General features: G+C 62.2%; 16 protein-coding genes. 6 read left to right on the top strand and 10 right to left on the bottom strand.

The window, feature by feature from the left end; genetic code table 11:
- Position 1 precedes the first annotated feature (1 nt).
- Positions 2-478, top strand: coding sequence for an acyl-CoA thioesterase (locus ACFP6B_RS00275; RefSeq protein ID WP_377125280.1), 477 nt, complete (start codon positions 2-4; stop codon positions 476-478).
- An 80-nt stretch (positions 479-558) separates the two neighbouring features.
- Here the strand turns inward: ACFP6B_RS00275 and ACFP6B_RS00270 are convergent, their stop codons facing one another.
- From ACFP6B_RS00270 to ACFP6B_RS00255, 4 genes are all read right to left on the bottom strand, one after another.
- Positions 559-1,047, bottom strand: coding sequence for an SRPBCC family protein (locus ACFP6B_RS00270; RefSeq protein ID WP_377125277.1), 489 nt, complete (start codon positions 1,045-1,047; stop codon positions 559-561).
- Between the two features lie 106 nt (positions 1,048-1,153).
- On the bottom strand, positions 1,154-1,654 hold the full coding sequence (locus ACFP6B_RS00265) for an SRPBCC family protein (RefSeq protein WP_377125274.1): 501 nt from the start codon (positions 1,652-1,654) through the stop codon (positions 1,154-1,156).
- A gap of 3 nt (positions 1,655-1,657) precedes the next feature.
- Positions 1,658-3,130, bottom strand: coding sequence for a tRNA guanosine(34) transglycosylase Tgt (gene tgt / locus ACFP6B_RS00260; RefSeq protein ID WP_377125271.1), 1,473 nt, complete (start codon positions 3,128-3,130; stop codon positions 1,658-1,660).
- 138 nt (positions 3,131-3,268) lie between these two features.
- The gene (locus tag ACFP6B_RS00255) at positions 3,269-3,688 is read right to left on the bottom strand and encodes an organic hydroperoxide resistance protein (protein ID WP_377125268.1); all 420 of its coding nucleotides are present in this window, start codon (positions 3,686-3,688) and stop codon (positions 3,269-3,271) included.
- A gap of 100 nt (positions 3,689-3,788) precedes the next feature.
- On the opposite strand from ACFP6B_RS00255, the gene ACFP6B_RS00250 reads away from it, so the two are divergent.
- Both ACFP6B_RS00250 and ACFP6B_RS00245 read left to right on the top strand, forming a co-directional pair.
- Positions 3,789-4,253 carry a MarR family winged helix-turn-helix transcriptional regulator gene (locus ACFP6B_RS00250; protein WP_377125265.1) on the top strand — a complete coding sequence of 155 codons (465 nt, stop codon included), beginning with the start codon at positions 3,789-3,791 and terminating at the stop codon, positions 4,251-4,253.
- Between the two features lie 9 nt (positions 4,254-4,262).
- Positions 4,263-4,919 (top strand): hypothetical protein, encoded by a 657-nt coding sequence (locus tag ACFP6B_RS00245; protein ID WP_377125262.1) that lies wholly within the window; start codon positions 4,263-4,265, stop codon positions 4,917-4,919.
- On the opposite strand, the gene ACFP6B_RS00240 is transcribed toward ACFP6B_RS00245, so the two are convergent.
- Entirely contained in the window at positions 4,893-6,155 is a 1,263-nt protein-coding gene (locus tag ACFP6B_RS00240; RefSeq protein ID WP_377125259.1) for a glycoside hydrolase family 76 protein, read from the bottom strand. The genes ACFP6B_RS00245 and ACFP6B_RS00240 overlap by 27 nt on opposite strands.
- 182 nt (positions 6,156-6,337) lie before the next feature.
- Here ACFP6B_RS00240 and ACFP6B_RS00235 point away from each other — a divergent pair, with 182 nt between their 5' ends.
- The gene (locus tag ACFP6B_RS00235) at positions 6,338-7,663 is read left to right on the top strand and encodes an MFS transporter (protein ID WP_377125256.1); all 1,326 of its coding nucleotides are present in this window, start codon (positions 6,338-6,340) and stop codon (positions 7,661-7,663) included.
- A gap of 88 nt (positions 7,664-7,751) precedes the next feature.
- On the opposite strand, the gene ACFP6B_RS00230 is transcribed toward ACFP6B_RS00235, so the two are convergent.
- Positions 7,752-8,351, bottom strand: coding sequence for an ArsR/SmtB family transcription factor (locus ACFP6B_RS00230; RefSeq protein WP_377125253.1), 600 nt, complete (start codon positions 8,349-8,351; stop codon positions 7,752-7,754).
- A 91-nt stretch (positions 8,352-8,442) separates the two neighbouring features.
- Here ACFP6B_RS00230 and ACFP6B_RS00225 point away from each other — a divergent pair, with 91 nt between their 5' ends.
- The gene (locus ACFP6B_RS00225) at positions 8,443-9,714 is read left to right on the top strand and encodes an MFS transporter (protein ID WP_377125250.1); all 1,272 of its coding nucleotides are present in this window, start codon (positions 8,443-8,445) and stop codon (positions 9,712-9,714) included.
- Here ACFP6B_RS00225 and ACFP6B_RS00220 read toward each other — a convergent pair.
- The 4 genes from ACFP6B_RS00220 to ACFP6B_RS00205 are packed head-to-tail and all read right to left on the bottom strand — an operon-like array spanning position 9,661 to position 13,081.
- Positions 9,661-10,800, bottom strand: a complete 1,140-nt coding sequence (locus ACFP6B_RS00220) for a pseudouridine synthase (RefSeq protein WP_377125247.1) — start codon at positions 10,798-10,800, stop codon at positions 9,661-9,663. The two genes, ACFP6B_RS00225 and ACFP6B_RS00220, sit on opposite strands and share 54 nt — an antisense overlap.
- Before the next feature lie 21 nt (positions 10,801-10,821).
- Complete coding sequence (locus ACFP6B_RS00215; RefSeq protein ID WP_377125244.1) at positions 10,822-12,144, bottom strand: peptidase T; 1,323 nt, start codon at positions 12,142-12,144, stop codon at positions 10,822-10,824.
- Positions 12,145-12,177: 33 nt separating this feature from the next.
- Entirely contained in the window at positions 12,178-12,786 is a 609-nt protein-coding gene (locus ACFP6B_RS00210; protein ID WP_377125241.1) for an Fpg/Nei family DNA glycosylase, read from the bottom strand.
- Positions 12,764-13,081 (bottom strand): DNA-formamidopyrimidine glycosylase family protein, encoded by a 318-nt coding sequence (locus ACFP6B_RS00205; protein ID WP_377125238.1) that lies wholly within the window; start codon positions 13,079-13,081, stop codon positions 12,764-12,766. The genes ACFP6B_RS00210 and ACFP6B_RS00205 overlap by 23 nt, the downstream gene beginning before the upstream one ends.
- Positions 13,082-13,364: 283 nt before the next feature.
- Between ACFP6B_RS00205 and ACFP6B_RS00200 the strand changes: the two genes are divergently transcribed.
- Positions 13,365-13,508, top strand: a complete 144-nt coding sequence (locus ACFP6B_RS00200; RefSeq protein ID WP_167752381.1) for a hypothetical protein — start codon at positions 13,365-13,367, stop codon at positions 13,506-13,508.
- Positions 13,509-13,527 lie beyond the last annotated feature (19 nt).

The following is a 13,527-nucleotide window of genomic DNA, read 5'->3' as shown; positions in this document are numbered from 1 at the left end:
TATGGGTGCAGTCTATGAGGTCGAGGTTCCCCTGCGCTGGGGCGACATGGACGCCTACGGCCACGTCAACAACGTGACCATGATGCAGGTGCTCGAAGAAGCCCGCGTAGCCCTCTTTGGGCCGCCGCCCTCGTCCGGTGAACCTGCCCCGCTGGTAGGGGAGAGCACCGAGGGAAAGCCGGGGCGGGCGTCTGCTCACCTGCCCCTCTTTGAGAGTCTGCCTGCTGGCACCCAGGCCCTGGTTGCTGAAAACCACGTCAAGTACCGCAGCCCCCTGGCCTACCGCGGGGTGCCGGTGCGGGTGCAGATGCAGGTTAGTAAGGTGACGGCAGCCTCGCTGGTAGTTGCCTACGAGCTGTATGACCCGGTGACCGGTGTCCACTGCGTTTCAGCCAGCACAACCCTGGCCTTCTTTAACGTTGAGACCGGCTCCCTGGTGCGCCTGAGCTCCGAACAGCGGGAGCAGCTGGCGGCCTAGATTGTAGATGCCCTTTAAAAAGTGCACGTGCCCTCCACTTTTGGCAGGGCACGTGCACTTTTTGTATGGCGCTTGAGTCTTTAGGCTGCGAGGACGCGGTTGAGCTTATTGAAAGAGGACTTCCAGCCAGCTACCGACATCTCGTGCATGGCCGGGGCGAGCGGACCCTGGGTGATGGTGACGCGGGTGGTGTTCTCGTCAATCTTCTCGAAAGCGGTGCGGTTGAGGAAATAAGAACCAGTCTCCATGCCATGGGCTTCAGCCAGTTCCTCACCAATAGCCTCGTAGCCCTCAATCAGCTCACCGGGCACCAGCTTGTGGAAGGTGCCGTTGACGGGAGAAGTGAACTCCGGGTTCTCCTCGCTGACCATGACGAACTTCTGGGCACCACCCTCACGCACGTCGATATCGACGGTATCGAGGGGCACGGTGAAGCCCTCGGGGCCGAACCACTGGGGCATCAGTTCTGCTGAAGTGAAAGCCTCGTAGAGGGCCTCGGGGGTGGCCTCAAAGTCGTGGGTAAAGGTCAGGACCTCTTCAGGGGCAATGGTGCCAAAATCAAAGTTCATGGATTCTCCTTGTTGGGTAGATACCGCTTAAAAAGTGCATATGCCCTGCGAAAAGTGACAGGCATGTGCACTTTTGCGGGGGTGTAGAGGACGAGAGCGAGGGCGCTTAGCGTGCGAGTAGCTTGGCCAGCTTGCCGAAAGAGCCCTGCCAGGAGGCCAGAGTCTGCTCGTGTACGCCGGCGGGTAGGGGGCCCTGGGTGAGCTTAAGGATGGTACCCTCGCCGACGCCGTCCTCGGTCACCGCGGTGCCTGCCTCGAACTCAAGACGCAGGCCAATCAGGGTGTCTGAGGGCTGGCCGGACGGGGTAGGCAGGGCCTCCCGGTACTCGATGGTGTGAGGCTCAGCCAGGGTTACAAAGCGCATGTACATGGGGGCCTGGAACTTAGCCTGGTCCTTGTGGCGCATGACGAACTGCTTGCGCCCGCCAATCACCGGTTCCAGGGTCAGGGTGGAGGGAATGATTTTCCAGTCGGCAGGCCCAAACCACTTGATGAAAAGCGTGGGGTTGGTGAAAGCCTCAAAGACCTGCTGCGGGGTCGCCGCGAACTCGTGGCGGTAGGTGATGGTTTCCTCGGGCTTGAGGTCGTCAATCTTAAAGTCGTTCATGTTCTACTTTTCGTCGCTGGTGGTTTCGGTTGTATCGGCCTTCTCAGCTGCCCGGCGGGCCTCGGCCTCAGCCTTTGCCTTCATGTTGGCCTCCCAGCGGGCCTGGGCGGCAGCTGCCCGCTCGGCGTCCTTGGCGGCCTTGCGGGCTGCAGCTTCTTCCTGAGCCCTTTGCTGGGCAACCTTCTTGGCGTAGTACTTACCCAAGAACTCATCGCGGTAGTCGAAATATTCCCCGGAGTCGATCGCCGCGCGGGCGTCGTCCACCATCTTCACAATAAAACGCTCATTGTGAATCGAGGCCAGGGTCGCTGAGAGGCGCTCGTCGGCCTTGAAGAGGTGGTGCAGGTAGGCGCGGGTGTAGTGGGTGCAGGTGTAGCAGTCGCAGCCCTCGAAGATGGGGGAGAAGTCGGTGCGGTAGCGGGCGTTGGTCAGGTTGAAGCGGCCATCGGGGGTGTAAACGGCCGCGTTGCGGGCCACGCGGGTGGGGGAGACACAGTCGAAGGTGTCGACGCCGTTTTCAATGCCGGTGAAGATGTCATCGGGCTCCGAAATGCCCAGCAGGTGGCGGGGCTTGTTCTCGGGTAGTTCCTCGTTGCACCAGCGCACGATAGTGCCCAGGTTTTCCTTTTCGAGCGCCCCGCCCAGGCCAAAGCCGTCAAAGGGCATGGAGCCGAGGTCGCGGCAGGCTTTGCGGCGCAGGTCCTCATACTGGGCCCCCTGAATCACACCAAAAAGGGCCTGATAGGGCTTGCCCACCCGCTCAGCGGTCAGACGCTGGTGCTCAGCAATACAGCGCAGGGCCCACAGCCGGGTGCGCTCCAGCGCCTCTTCCTGGTAGGCACGGGAGTTATAAAGAGTGGTCAGCTCATCGAAGGCAAACATGATGTCAGCACCAATCTGGTGCTGCACCTGCATAGATACCTCGGGGGTGAAACGGTGAATATCGCCGTTGATGTGGGACTTAAAGTTGACCCCGTCGTCGTCCACATGGGCCATGCGTTCCTTGCCCGCCGCCACGTCGTCGTCGCCGATGGGGCGGCCGTCCGCGCCGGTAGCCCCGGCCACGGTACCCATGTCGATAACCTTCTTGAAGCCGGAACCCAGACTCATCACCTGGAAGCCCCCGGAGTCGGTGAAGGTGGGGCCGTCCCAGTTCATGAACTTACCCAGGCCGCCTGCGGTGTCGAGGACGTCCGGCCCCGGCTGCAGGTAGAGGTGGTAGGCGTTGGCCAGCAGGGCCTGGGCGCCCAGATCTTTCATAGCCTCGGGCAGCACGGCCTTGACGGTTGCCTTGGTACCCACCGGGGTGAAGGCGGGGGTGGCGATATCGCCGTGCGGGGTGTGAATGATGCCGGTGCGCCCCTGGAAGGCGCCGCCGTTGGCGTCCACCTGCTTGCCGGTGGGCTGGGCGGTATCGGTCAGGCGGTTGCCCAGTTCAAAAGAAAAAGTGGGATCAGAAAATTCGGTATTGAGCACGGGAACAAGTCTACCGGGTGAGTGCGGAAGGACGCTGTGGCCCCGCTCCTTGAGGGTAAACGAAAGCTTCATAGGTATGCAGGAAGCACATACCTATGAAGCTTTCGGCGACATTCGGTGCGAGTGTGGGGTGCGATCTTAGTCGTCAGAGACGGTGACGGTCACGGGGATGTTGCCGCGGGTGGCGTTGGAGTAGGGGCAGACCTGGTAGGCTGCGTCGGCCAGTGCCTGGGCCTCGTCCTGGGGAAGTTCAGGAATGACGACCTCAAGCTCAACAGCCAGGCCAAAACCCTCACCCTGCTTGCCGATAGACACCTTAGCCCCTACGGAGGAGCCCTCGATGTTCTTCTTCTGCATGCGGGCAACCATCTGCAGGGCAGAGTGGAAGCAGGCCGCGTAGCCGGAGGCAAAGAGCTGCTCGGGGTTCAGGCCCTTACCGGAGCCACCCATCTCAACGGGAATGGCGAGATCGGCGTCAAAAGCGCCGTCAACGGTGCGGACGTGGCCGTTGCGGCCTTCGCCGGTTGCTAGAGCTTCGGTGGTGTAGAGGGGTTCCATGGGGTTTCCTTTCATGAGGTTTTAATTAGATTGTACACAATCTAATTGTGTGCAAGTAAATTGTTGGCTGATAATTTGCCCACAACCTATACTGGGTGGAATGAACCAAGACAGTAGCCTTGCCCTCGACAACCAGCTCTGCTTCTCCCTCTACCGCTCCAGCCGGGCCGTCACCCGCGCCTACCAGCAGCACCTGGGGGAGCTGGGCCTCACCTACCCCCAGTACCTGGTCATGCTGGTCATGTGGGAGAACCCCGACGGGCTGGGCATGAAGGAACTTGCCGCCCGCCTCGACCTCGACAGTGGTACCCTCACCCCGCTCATCAAGCGCCTGATCGACCACGGCCTGCTGACCAAGACCCGCGACGCCCGCGACGAGCGTCGCACCCTCATCAGTCTCACCCCTACCGGGCAGGAGCTGAGAGGACGCGCGGCGTCCGTCCCCGGGGCCATCTACGCCACCTGCGCGGTCGAAGGCCTCGACGTCCTGGCCCTCAAAGCTGAACTCGATGCCCTCGCCGAGCACCTGGCCGAAACACCTCCACGGGCAGACGGAACCAAGTAGGTTAGGGGTATGATTTTTGCGCGTTTCAAAGCCCGCCCCTTGCTCACCTGCGTCGCTCTGGTCCTCTGCATAGCGGTTGCATCGCTGCTGAGCAATATCACCACAGAAGCCCAGCTCTCGGGTCAGTCTGAGGCCATCACCTATGTGCGTAAAGTGGTGAGCAAGTTCCTCAACTCGGGCACCCTATGGGCAGCCCTGGGGTTCTATGCGGGCTGGCTGTGGTCCGATAGTAAGACGCGCCCCGCCCCGCTCTGGGTGCCTGTGGCAGCCGCGGTGGCAGCGTCCTTAGGTGCCCTAGCCGGGCACTACGCCCTGGGGAACCTGCTGGGCATCATGGAAGCCAGCATCTGGATTGAGAACTACCACTGGTTTATTGCTGCCGTCATCATATCGGGGCCCCTGGGCTGGTTGGGCGCTAGGTCCGCGCAGGACGACCGCACAGGGAAGCTCCTGCGTTATCTGGTTCCCGCGGGGGCTGTAGCAGAGCCCCTCGTCACCGGCATGTTCTGGTATCCATCAGGGTTCAGTTTCCCGGTGTCTGAGGTCGCTTCGAGCTATACCGTGGGCTTACTGCTGATGCTTCTGGGTGTGCTGGGACTTTGGGCCGTCTACCGCACGAATAAGGCGGCCGCGCCCGCCCTAGAAAACCCGCGCCGCCGCTTCTAACACCATCCAGGCTTGAAGCTGGGTCGAAAGATCAACCGGCTGGGCGGGCTTGAGCACCTCAGAAATATGCCGGGTGACATCGGGCGAAAAGAGCGTGACAGCCTCACCGCGGATCTCGGTCGGGTCAATGCCGAGCTCGTTCATGGGCAGGTCGGGATCGAACTCGCGGCGTCCGTCCCAGAAGAGCTCAGCGGTCGCAAGGACGAAATCCCGCGCCTGCTCCCGCACGCCCTGCGGCAGGGCATCGTGAGTGGCAACCTCGGCGAGGTAGCGCACCAGAATACCGGTGAAGAGCCCGCCGTCCCTACCGCCCTGGGTAGCCAGAACCCGCAGGGTTTCTGCCTCTGACACCTCAAAATCCCGGCCAAACTCCCGGTCAATACCGGCCAAAACCTCGGCGATATGCTCAGCCGGATCAACCGTCAGCAGCTCAGACTTACCGGCATCAAGCACTGCCAGGTAGGCCGCGAGAACCGGCCCCTGGTTATAGGTATAAAGACCGCCCTCCACCGAAGAAATCTCGGCGCGACTCCCGCGCCCGGCCACCTTGACCCCGTCCAGGTAGAGGCCGCGCTCAGCATCAAAGAGGTTGGCGTGCAGCCAGTTCAAGAGGGCAGCAGCCTCGTCATACCGGTGGGCCCGCGCGAGAGCCAGGGCAATGGGGGCGGTCGCCGGGGTGTTCTTAAAATCGTGGTCCTTCGACCAGAAGGCACCCCCACCCACCTCAGGGGTGCAGGCAGCTGCCAGCTCCCGGTACAGCCGGGTGGCGGCGTCCTGGGCCGCAGAATCCCCGTTACCCTCCACCGCGAGCGCCAGCCGGTTGAGGCGCTCGCAGGCCAGGGTCAGCCAGGCCATGTCGTCGTAGAAGGAGTTGGGGTAGGAGCCGAGGTTGCGCATCTGGATGCCGCGCAGTACCGCTCGGGCCTGGCGCAGGGACGCTTGTGCCTGGCCCTGCCCGTCGGGGGCGGTAAGCTGGCGGAAGCCTGCATCGACGAGGTTGTCGAGTAGGTGGGCCTGCCACCAGTAGTGCCATTCGCCGCGCCGCTGGCTGCGGCGGCGGGTGTCGGGGTGCAGGGTGCGTCCTAGTAGAGTGCCGGGGAGGCCTGCGACTCGGTGCCCGAAGAGTCGTGTCACAGAGTAGGCGGCGGTACCTGCCCGCTGCCCCAGCGCCTGGCGGTGCTCGGCGGTGAGCGCTGCGAGCTGGTCGGGTGAGTGCTGCAGGTGCTTGGGGTGCATGGCGTTTCTTTCTTTGGCGCGTCGGTGGGCGGTGGTGGGGCCGGTTTTTAGTCTACCGGCTGGGCGGTGCCGGTGCGCTTGCGCCGAATGTGCCTCTTGTTCCCGAGCGGGTGGGCTTACTCCCGACATTCGGGAAAAGGCGTCACATTCGGTGGCAGGGTGCTTCCGCTAAAGTATGGTGAATGCACACCTCTTCTTCTGCTGGGCGGGTTTCTGCCGTCTGGATTTATTTATCGTCTGCTGCCCTGTCGATGCTGGGCAATTCTATTGCCGGTATTGTGTGGCCCTGGCTGGTACTGGAACGCACCGGCAACCCGGCCGCGGCGGGTATTGTGGCCGCTGCGATTGCGGTGCCGTCGCTGGTTTTTGCCTATTTTGGGGGCAACCTGGTTGATAGCCTGGGTCGTAAGCCGGTGTCGGTGATTTCGGATATTATTTCGGGCCTGTCGGTGGTGGCCGTGATTGCGGTTGATATGGTTTTTGGGCTGACGCTGAGCTGGTTCATCATCATCGGTATTTTGGGTGCGGTGGGTGATATTCCGGGTATGAGTGCCCGCGCCGCACTGGTGGGTGATGTGGCTGCAACCTCGGGCAAGAAAGTTGCCCAGATTTCTGGCTGGAACCAGGCTTTGAGCGGGGTCAGCTTCCTGGTGGGCCCGGCTGTAGCCGGTGTGCTGATGACGGCCCTGCCCATTGAGCAGGTTCTGTGGATTACGGCCGGTTGCTCCCTGGTGGCCGCCGCGCTGACCGCCTCCCTGCGCCAGCAGAAGGCAGGGGCGGGCGTCCTTGCTGAGGGGCAGGACGCCCCCGCCCAGCCGGGTGGGGACGGGCAAGCCGACGCCCTGGCGTCCTCTCCTGATATCCCTGCCGAGGATCCCTTCAAGGGTTTTGCGGGCTGGAAGAAGGCCCTGGGCTACCCGGTCATTCGCCTGCTGGCCTTGGATTCCCTGCTGGCTATGGCCCTGGTGATGCCCTACCTGATGGTGCTTCTGCCCGCCCACTTCCAGGGGATTAACCAGCCGGGGCTGTACGGGGCGTCCATGTCTGCCTTTGCCGTGGGTATGATGGTGACCAGCATGGTGGCGGGGAAGATTATTCCCTTCCCGCGCCGGGCCTGGGTGGTCGGCATGATCTTCTATACCCTGGGCTTCTTCGGCATGGCCCTGCTGGAGACCTCCTGGATGGCCATCGTGGGTATGGGTGTTGCTGGCCTGGGCGGGGGCATTATGAGCCCCCTGCAGACGTTGCTGGTAACAGAGGGCGTGCCCGAGCAGATTCGCGGCCGGTCATTCTCAATCTTTATGGCTATTAGCCAGGTGGCCGGGCCGCTTGGCCTGGTGGCGACTTCGGCGGTGCTGGCCTTCGTGACGATTTACCAGGTGGCCTGGGTGCTTGCTGGCCTCTGGCTGCTGGTGGCTATCTACCTGGTGGTGCGCGGCCTGCAGCTGCTGCCGGCCAGGAGCGCCGAGTCAGTAGAAAAAGGTGCCCCTGCGCCTGTGGTCGAGTAGCTTCAAAGTCCCGGGCCGAATGTGCCTCTTATTCCCGAGCGGGTGGGCTTACTCCCGACATTTGGGAAAAGGCGTCACATTCGGTGGTTCATTGTTCCCCGGCTGGTGGGGGAGCGCTGGTTGAGGCTAAAGAGAGTAGGAAGTCGTAGCTCTGAGTGTTGGCGGTTTGTTTCCCTTGGGTCTCGTAGCTGTCGATGAGGTGAGAGATTTTTTGTCTGAGTTCTTCGGCCTGCTCAGGGGTGAGCTGTAGCTGGGAGACCAGTAGGGCTGAACCTTTGGCCGGCACCAGTAGAGGTTGGTCTGTGCTGGCGGAATTGAGTGCCAGCTGCCAGGTGCTTTTGGCGTGGTCAAGCTGGGCATTGATGAGCCCCAGGGAGAGGGCTGCGTCCTCGGTGGTTGCTGTTTGGGCGTCGAGAGTGAAGCCCTCGCGGGTGGTGAGCTGCCATACTCTGTCGCGCTTGTCGCGGGCTTGCTCGGGGGCTTCGGTGATAATGCCACCTTTGGCAAGGGCTCGCAGGTGGTAGCTGAGGGCGTTAGAGGGCAGGTCTAATTCCCGGGCTAGGTCTGTGGCGCGGGCGTAGGTAAGCCTAGCTAGGGTGGTGACGATGCGGACGCGGACGGGGTGGGCCAAGGTCCGCATTTGAGTTCGGACGGTGGTGGGTTTGGGAGGTTGCTCCGGTGTGGTCATGGGGTCAGTCTAGGAAATATTGGGTGTTTCCTCAAAAATTATTGCGCAATATATATTGCGCAATAATTCTTGCTTAAGTTAGGGTGTGGCTATGACATCGCATACCTCATCCCTCTGGCGCAACCGCGAGTACCGCCTCTGGTTCAGCGGCGACCTCTTCCTTGACCTGGGCACCAGCATAGGCACCTTCGCTTTTCCTCTGATTACCCTGGCGGTTACCGGCTCACCAACGACAGCCGGAACGGTTGCTCTTTTCCAGGGGCTGGGGCAGATTATGGGAACCCTGCCCGGTGGTGTCCTTGCAGACCGACACGACCGGCGTAGGCTTAGACTTCTTTCCTGTTTCCTAGGTATCTTGGCTCAGATCATTTTCCTTGCCCTCCTGTTGACCGGCACCGCCACCGTCGGCACCCTCAGTGCCTTGGCTCTGGGAGATCGACTCCGCTCATCTCTACTGGCAGAAGCCTCTAACGCCATGATTAAAGAGGTGGTGCCCGAAACAGACCTTCCTCGGGCAATCGCTATCAATCAGGGGAGGGATGCCGCTGTCGGTCTAGGCGGTGGTCCCGCCGGCGGCGCTCTCTTGGCCATCGGTCTCGCCTACCCGCCCTTAGCTCAGCTTCTAGGCCAGATCATCTCTCTAGCTACCACCTGGGCTATGACAGGTAGCTACGCGCCGCAGGGTGCTAAGCCTTCTCGATTCTCCGCCCGTAGCGCCCTCAATGATTTCCTAGAAGGGGGTGCCTGGCTACTCCAACGTCGCTTACTTGTCGTTTTGGCCTGCGCTATTTGCCTGCTGAACTTCAGCATTAGCGGGACCCTCATGACCCTCACCCTCAGCTACACCCAAACCGGAACAAGCCCCGTCGCTCTAGGTGCTTTGATGGCTACGGTCTCAGCCTCCATGATGGTCGGAGCTCTTTGTGCAGGCTATCTTGTTCAGAAACTCCCCACCGGGCGCGTCCTTATCGTCGGTTTCCTAACCTTTACCATCTGTCTGGGACTGCTTCCCTGGCTCCCCGGAATCGGCTGGGTAGCTTTCACGTTAGCTCTCGCCGCTCTCGTCATACCAACCCTCAATGCCGGCCTTTTGGGCTTTTTAACCCTCATTACTCCCAACGACATCTTGGGGCGGGTTCAGTCCCTCATTGGTTTCGGGTCTGTCGGCCTTGCTTCTCTGGCCCCGGCGCTTGCCGGATGGGGCCTGGGCCTAGCTGGCCCTTCTGCTACTGCGATTTTCTTTACGATCACCTGCTTCTGCGCCACCCTCGTGGTAATGAGCAGTCGTGACCTCATAGCACTACCTGCCTCAGAGCAATGGTCTGACTTTGCCCGTAGCAGGGACCTGTTCGACGAGGCCTAGTCTCCGCCCGCTCTGCACCGTCACGGTTTGCCCGGTGAAGGGGTGGGGGAAGGTCAGCGACCTGGCCAGCAGCTGGAGGGGTAGGGCGGGCTCGTCCTCGGCGATGGGCAGGACGGCCGGGTAGACCACGTCCCCCACAATCGGCGCCCCGGCTGCCGCTAGGTGCACCCGCAGCTGGTGGGTCTTGCCGGTATGCGGCTCCAAAAGATAGTGGGCCAGGGGCGTGCCCGCCTGCGGCAGGGGTAGGGCCGGGTTGGCTTCAGATACAGCGGGTAGGACGCCGTCCGCCACCTCAAATACCTTCAGGCAGGTAATACGTGACTGGGCATTCAGCCCCTCAAAGGACGCCCCCAAGCGGCGGCGCTCGCGCCGCTCAGCCTTGGTCTCTACCGGCAGGGGGCCGGTGTCACCGGGCAGGAGCTCAACACCGGTATGGGCTACCTGCATAGCCCCGTGCTGGTTATCAATGCGCGAGCGTACCGTCAGGCTCTCACCCACCTCCAGCCCGGTGATAGGGGCCGCCACTGCCTCGTAGGTCTTGGTGGGTTCGCGCCGCTGGAACATGGTCTGAAAAGGGGCGCGGGCCTCTGGGGTCTTGGCAAAAAGTACCACCCCGGCGGTGGCCCGATCCAGACGGTGAATCGGAATGAGGTCGGGGTTGTTTTCTCGCACCCGCAGCTGGGTCAGGGCCGTGTGGGCAACAAAGGAGCCGTTCGGGGTGGTGGGTAGGAAGTGGGGCTTATCGGTGGCCAGCACCCACTCGTCCTCGTAGAGCACCGGCATGTCAAAGGGTACCGGCTTTTCAACTCCGAGTTCCCGGTAGTACCAGATCTTCTGCCCGGTCAAAGGGGCGTCGGGGGCAACGGCTTGCCCGTCGGCGTCCTTCACCTCATCGCGATCAAAGCGGGAGGTGAAGAGGGAGCGCTCGTGGGGGTAGAAGCGGGCTATCAGGTAGTCCAGCACCGTGCTTGCCCCCAGGGTGTCGTCCTCGGGGTTGCCCGCGTCGGGCAGCACAAAGGAGACGGCGTCAATCCCCTGGCGCTGGGGCAGGGGCTTGGGGGCAAGGTGGCGGTTGATTCGGCGCATGGGCTCTATTATCGCAGAGCCCTAACCCGCCATCAGTTCCCGCACCACCCGGTAGCTAGCCTCAAAGGCGGGTAGGGGCAGGAACTCGCAGTTGGAGTGGAAGTTGTGCGCTCCCGTGAAGAAGTTGGGGGTGTAGATTCCCTGGGTGGAGAGGTACGAGCCGTCGGTGCCCCCGCGCATGGCCAGGTTGATGGGTTCGATACCCAGCCGGGCAAAGGCGGCACGTAGGCGCTCGGCCGCCACGGCGTTGGCGCTGGTTTTTGCATCCTCAAGGTTGCTGTAGATATCTGAGATATCCAGCGTGACGGACGCCCGCGGGTTGGCTTCTGCCGTCCGCTCAGCTAGGTCGCACAGGAAGTCTTTTTTTGCCTCGTAGCCGGCCCGGTCGTGGTCGCGGATGCTGATATCGACGGTTGCGGTGGCCTGGTTGCCCGCTATCCCGTTGACCCAGAGATAGCCCTCACGCCCCTCGGTGTGCTCGGGGGTTTGGGTGCGGTCGAGGGCCGCCACAAAGTCGTGGGCCACCAGAATCGGGTTGACCAGGTTGCCCTTGGAATTCATGGGGTGGGCGGTCACGCCCTCAACGTGCAGGCGGGCATGCCCGGCATTGAAGGTAGCCTCAACCAGCTCACCCAGTTCGCAGCAGTCCAGGGTGTAGGCATAATCCACGGGGAAGCGCGCCAGATCCATGGTGCGCACGCCCAGCAGGCCGATTTCTTCATCCGGCACAAAGGAGAGGTAGATATCGGGATGGGCGGACGCACCCGCCCCGCTTCCCTGCCCCTGGGCACCTGCCTGCCCGGCGGCGTCCGCGTCCGCAGCTAAGAACCGCACGGCTGCTTCCATGACCGAGGCGACCCCGGCCTTGTCGTCCGCTCCCAGCACACTGGTGCCGTCGGTGATGATGATGCGCTGGCCCGTATAGCGGATGATCTCGGGGTGCTCGGCCTCGCGCAGCCAGATGTCGAGGTCGGTGTTCAGGCATATATCCCCGCCGGTGTAGTCGATGACGCGGGCATGCACATCGGGGGATAGGCTGACGTCAACCGTATCGAGGTGGGTGCAGAAACCGATGGCGGGGGCTTCAACACCTGTTGGAAGAGTGGAGGGAATGCGGGCGGTGAGCACGCAGGTGTCGCTGAGGTGTACCTCCTGCGCGCCAGCTTCACGCAGTTCGGCTTCAAGCAGGCGGGCAAGTTCCCACTGGCCCTCGCTGGTGGGCACAGCCGTGGCTGAGGCGTCCGACTGGCTGGAAATTGCTGAGTAGCGCAGAAAGCGGGCGGCCAGGGCCTCCTGTACATCTGCATCTGGGGTATAGGCGGGGGTAAATGTGGTGGTGGTCATGGTGAGTAGTTTACTCCCGCGGTGCGCGGAAACTTAGCCCGGCAGCTCCTGGCAGCCGGGGCAGCGGAAGCTAATGCGGTCGGTGTCTTCCTCCCGGGCGTACAGGTGGCCCGCTGCGTAGCGGTCGGCGCCGGTACCGGTTTCTGAGAGGTCTTCCTTGATGATGGTCTCCCCGCAACGGTAGCAGGGGCGACCCGCCCGCCCGTAGCACCAGAGCGGCTCGGCGCTGGTGCGGGTGACCCGGTGCGGACGCCCGCGGTTAGCATCCAGCAGCAGACGGGCAATGGAGACCACGGCAGCGATATCGGGCACCGCCCCCACCGGGGTGCGCGGGTCAAGGCCCGCGAGAAAACAGGTCTCAGCCCGGTAGATGGTGCCGATACCGGCCAGGTTCTTCTGATCGAGCAGGGCTACCCCTAGGGGACGCTCCGGCCGGGCGGTCAGGTTAGCTACCGCCTGCTCAACCGACCAGTCGGGGCCGAGCAGATCGGGGCCCAGGTAGGATAGGCGGTCAGCCTCCTGGCTGGTGGGGAAAACCTCAAGTAGCCCCAGGGTAAAGCCCACAGCTTCGACCGGGTGGCTGCCGGGCACTACCTGCCCGTCGCTATCAAGCCTTGCATTAGCCTGAATCAGAGCCCGCACCTGATCGGCCGTGCGCCGCCACCTCTCCCGTGCGCCGCCACCTCTCCCGTGCGCCGTCCGCATCCAGCCCATAGAGGTGCCAGATACCGTCCATCTTGAGGTGAGAGTGCACGGTCATCTCACCGATACGCAGCAGAATATGCTTACCCCGGGCGAGGGCCCCGTGAATGGGCTGACCCGCTAGATTGATGTCGGCAACCTGGGGGTAGCGGAAATCTGTAGTGTGGGCTGTTCTACCGGCAAGGGCGCGGTGGAGCGAGCGGGCCTGCCGCCATACGGTATCGCCTTCAGGCACTGCTAAGCACCCCTTCGTGTTATTAAAATGTGACTTGTCTAATATGACCTATCTATGACGCCCTGCGCGCCCCTCTGCTCACAGTGTAGACCAGAATTACTGCAAAACTTGCGTGCCACCTGCTGAAAGGGTGTATAGTCGTTTCACGTCATGCTTCACCGTTGAAGTTTATGGCCCAGCACTAACTTAATACAAAGGGCAGGCTCATGCGATGTTGCTAGAGTAGGCCCTGACTCCTTAGGTGGTCTCCCAGCTGCCTGTCCCCTAGATGGAGGTCAGAACAATGAATCTGCTCTTTACCGCACTCATGGTTGTTATGGTCATGATGCTTGTGATGTCTCTCGGTGCTTTCTACGTGCACCTTACCCGCAGCGTCCGCGCCTTCCGCGCTGGCTACGAGGGCGTGGAGTACAACCTCACCGCCTAATCAATGAGAGACCGCTAGC

This window comes from Rothia nasimurium, from assembly GCF_042660305.1.
Taxonomy (GTDB): domain Bacteria; phylum Actinomycetota; class Actinomycetes; order Actinomycetales; family Micrococcaceae; genus Rothia; species Rothia nasimurium.
The sequence above is the reverse complement of the archived record's forward strand: the minus strand, read 5'-3'. Positions and strand labels throughout refer to the sequence as shown.

What these genes read in the sequence shown, in the direction of transcription:
- ACFP6B_RS00275 (WP_377125280.1), top strand. Translation starts at nt 2, where the DNA reads ATGGGTGCAGTCTATGAGGTCGAGGTTCCCCTGCGCTGGGGCGACATG.
- ACFP6B_RS00270 (WP_377125277.1), bottom strand. Translation starts at nt 1,047, where the DNA reads ATGAACTTTGATTTTGGCACCATTGCCCCTGAAGAGGTCCTGACCTTT.
- ACFP6B_RS00265 (WP_377125274.1), bottom strand. Translation starts at nt 1,654, where the DNA reads ATGAACGACTTTAAGATTGACGACCTCAAGCCCGAGGAAACCATCACC.
- ACFP6B_RS00255 (WP_377125268.1), bottom strand. Translation starts at nt 3,688, where the DNA reads ATGGAACCCCTCTACACCACCGAAGCTCTAGCAACCGGCGAAGGCCGC.
- ACFP6B_RS00250 (WP_377125265.1), top strand. Translation starts at nt 3,789, where the DNA reads ATGAACCAAGACAGTAGCCTTGCCCTCGACAACCAGCTCTGCTTCTCC.
- ACFP6B_RS00245 (WP_377125262.1), top strand. Translation starts at nt 4,263, where the DNA reads ATGATTTTTGCGCGTTTCAAAGCCCGCCCCTTGCTCACCTGCGTCGCT.
- ACFP6B_RS00240 (WP_377125259.1), bottom strand. Translation starts at nt 6,155, where the DNA reads ATGCACCCCAAGCACCTGCAGCACTCACCCGACCAGCTCGCAGCGCTC.
- ACFP6B_RS00235 (WP_377125256.1), top strand. Translation starts at nt 6,338, where the DNA reads ATGCACACCTCTTCTTCTGCTGGGCGGGTTTCTGCCGTCTGGATTTAT.
- ACFP6B_RS00230 (WP_377125253.1), bottom strand. Translation starts at nt 8,351, where the DNA reads ATGACCACACCGGAGCAACCTCCCAAACCCACCACCGTCCGAACTCAA.
- ACFP6B_RS00225 (WP_377125250.1), top strand. Translation starts at nt 8,443, where the DNA reads ATGACATCGCATACCTCATCCCTCTGGCGCAACCGCGAGTACCGCCTC.
- ACFP6B_RS00220 (WP_377125247.1), bottom strand. Translation starts at nt 10,800, where the DNA reads ATGCGCCGAATCAACCGCCACCTTGCCCCCAAGCCCCTGCCCCAGCGC.
- ACFP6B_RS00215 (WP_377125244.1), bottom strand. Translation starts at nt 12,144, where the DNA reads ATGACCACCACCACATTTACCCCCGCCTATACCCCAGATGCAGATGTA.
- ACFP6B_RS00200 (WP_167752381.1), top strand. Translation starts at nt 13,365, where the DNA reads ATGAATCTGCTCTTTACCGCACTCATGGTTGTTATGGTCATGATGCTT.